Annotated in this window: 1 protein-coding gene and 1 pseudogene; both read left to right on the top strand. The window is 39.5% G+C overall.

The genetic code is table 11. The features are described 5' to 3' along the window. The first annotated feature begins 95 nt into the window (after positions 1-95). Positions 96-575: an enoyl-CoA hydratase gene (locus tag B0183_RS10865; protein ID WP_078208783.1), complete on the top strand. Its 480-nt coding sequence runs from the start codon at positions 96-98 to the stop codon at positions 573-575. Positions 576-590: 15 nt separating this feature from the next. After that, positions 591-770 (top strand): annotated as a pseudogene (locus B0183_RS12825) (hypothetical protein); the annotation flags it as partial.

Below are 770 nucleotides of genomic sequence, written 5' to 3'. Positions count from 1 at the left end.
ACGCCAACACTTTGAGGATTTACTCAAGATGGCAAAAACTGCAGAAGAGATTGAGGGGATTGAGGTTGTGTATCAATTACCTACGGAGGTAGATAATGGATAAAATCTACCTTGCTTTATATAAAGGTAATACTAAAAACTGGCGTGAACGGCTTGAAGATTGGTTGATTAGAAAGGCAACCAAAGGGCAATACTCGCATTGTGAGATTGCAATACATAAAAGTCGAATTTTCGACCATTATCACCAAGAAGAATGGTTTGAGTGTTATAGCTCAAGCCTCCGTGATGGTGGTGTGCGTTGCAAAATTATCAACGTATCTGACCGCTCTAAGTGGGATTTGGTTGAGCTACCAAATGTGACAGAGGCTCAAATTAGATTTTACTTTGAAATAACCAAAGGTAAAAAGTATGACCTTTGGGGAGCATTGGGCGTAGTGCTTGGATTTAAGCAACGTGGAGAGCGGTTCTTTTGCTCTGAGTGGTGTTTTAATGCGATTTTTAACAGCGAACAGGGCTGGCGGTTTAGTCCGAATCAGTTGGCTGTGATTTTAAATAAAAAGGAGATGTTACGATAATGGAAAAAGAGCAAAATGAGTGTAAAGGAGCGTACTATATTTAAGCAAGCTCCACTTCCATTCATTGGGCAAAAAAGAATGTTTTTGAAACATTTTAGTCAAATTTTAAATGATAATATCGACGGTAACGGCGAAGGCTGGACGATTGTAGATGTGTTTGGTGGTAGCGGTTTATTATCTCATACCGCCAAACAA

The sequence above is a fragment of the Glaesserella parasuis genome (assembly GCF_002015085.1).
Classification (GTDB): Bacteria; Pseudomonadota; Gammaproteobacteria; order Enterobacterales; family Pasteurellaceae; genus Glaesserella; species Glaesserella parasuis.
The sequence above is the reverse complement of the archived record's forward strand: the minus strand, read 5'-3'. Positions and strand labels throughout refer to the sequence as shown.

Bases quoted from the DNA above. Each gene is read 5' to 3' on its own strand.
- B0183_RS10865 (WP_078208783.1), top strand. From the start codon at position 96: ATGGATAAAATCTACCTTGCTTTATATAAAGGTAATACTAAAAACTGG.